Raw genomic sequence first — 1,362 nt, 5'->3', positions numbered from 1 at the left:
CGGCATACGATATCGGTCTCGGCATTCCTGCTGAACCGCTCTTCCGATCTACACCTATTACATCGTATTAAAAGTAATCTTTTATCTTTATATTTAGGCTTTTCTTTAGAAAATTCAAATAATTTTTTTATTGCATTTTAAACATCTAATGTTTATAAAGTTTGTCATAATAGACTCCTTAGTTTAAGTTATAATTAAACAATACAGTATGTACTATTCAATTATAGTATAGTGTTAATAATACAACAATTAAATCATTTCTTTTGTGATAATATTAAACTTTTATGTTTATTTATGACTTCATTTACTGTAATATTTTTATTTTTTTCTCTAAACTCTAATACTGATTGATAAATACCTAAAAAAAATCTACCCGTAGGTGTAAAAGTATGTTCTTTAGAAAATAATAAACAATTATCAACTACTTCATCCCATAGTTCTAAATCAAAATTAGCAGATACATGTGGAGACTCCATTTTTCCTGTTAATAGCCAGTCTATAGATTCGTTTAAAGATTCTGATATGTGTATTAAAGATTGTAAATCTGGCTCAGTTCTGCCTGTTATATAGTTACTTAAAGTATTAGTTTTTATATTTAGTTTTTCAGCCAAAGATTTTTGACTGCCAAACTTTTTATTAATAATAAATTTTAATCTATATCCAAAATCACCTAAACCCATTATAAATCCTTTATTAGAAGAATATTCGCATTATTTATATTTTTATACTTGTAAATTCGCAAAAACTATATTAATATTAAGCTATATGTAATAAATATATTTTTATATTTATATAAATAAGATACCAAAAAAAAAGTAGTTTGAGAAACTAAAAGGAACAAAATGCAAATACATGAAATTAGATACTTATTAGCAAAGAGGAATCTTAAATTTGTAGATATTGATAGAAAATATGGCTTACATTATGGCAGTACAAGACGCTCATTGTGATATCCAGTTGAAGGGGCAGAAAAAGCCCTTGCCAAAGAATTAAATATTGCTTTACATGTAATTTTCCCAAATCGATATAATACACAAGACAATAGGTTAAAACCTATTCCTATGTCTGAATATAACTATAAAAAACTAGATGATAGATTTAAGGAAGGTAATGCTTAAAGAATATTTTTCTATTACTGAAATTTTGGACTTAAAACTTAATGGTTACTTAACAAGGTTTCACCTTGAGAATAAAGCCAAAGAAGAAAACTGGTTATTCCAGATAGCTAAATTATCACACTCAGACAAACCAGTACGTGAATACCACATCTCTAACTTTCCAGCTTCTGTGCGAGAAAAGATAGTAGTAAGATTATTAGAGAGAGCAAAAAAAGAGGCAAGAATAAACGGGAAAAACATTAAA

At 26.8% G+C, this 1,362-nt stretch carries 2 protein-coding genes; one reads left to right on the top strand and one right to left on the bottom strand.

Annotated features, from left to right (window positions below; all coding sequences use genetic code 11):
- Positions 1-254: 254 nt before the first annotated feature.
- Entirely contained in the window at positions 255-680 is a 426-nt protein-coding gene (locus ACQCX0_RS05600) for a helix-turn-helix domain-containing protein (RefSeq protein ID WP_462563186.1), read from the bottom strand.
- Positions 681-1,110: 430 nt separating this feature from the next.
- On the opposite strand from ACQCX0_RS05600, the gene ACQCX0_RS05595 reads away from it, so the two are divergent.
- A partial coding sequence (locus tag ACQCX0_RS05595) for a hypothetical protein (RefSeq protein WP_462563185.1) occupies positions 1,111-1,362 on the top strand: 252 nt, incomplete at its 3' end.

This window comes from Candidatus Hepatincolaceae symbiont of Strigamia maritima, from assembly GCF_055505085.1.
This window is presented reverse-complemented; position numbering and strand designations above follow the sequence as displayed.

What these genes read in the sequence shown, in the direction of transcription:
- ACQCX0_RS05600 (WP_462563186.1), bottom strand. Translation starts at nt 680, where the DNA reads ATGGGTTTAGGTGATTTTGGATATAGATTAAAATTTATTATTAATAAA.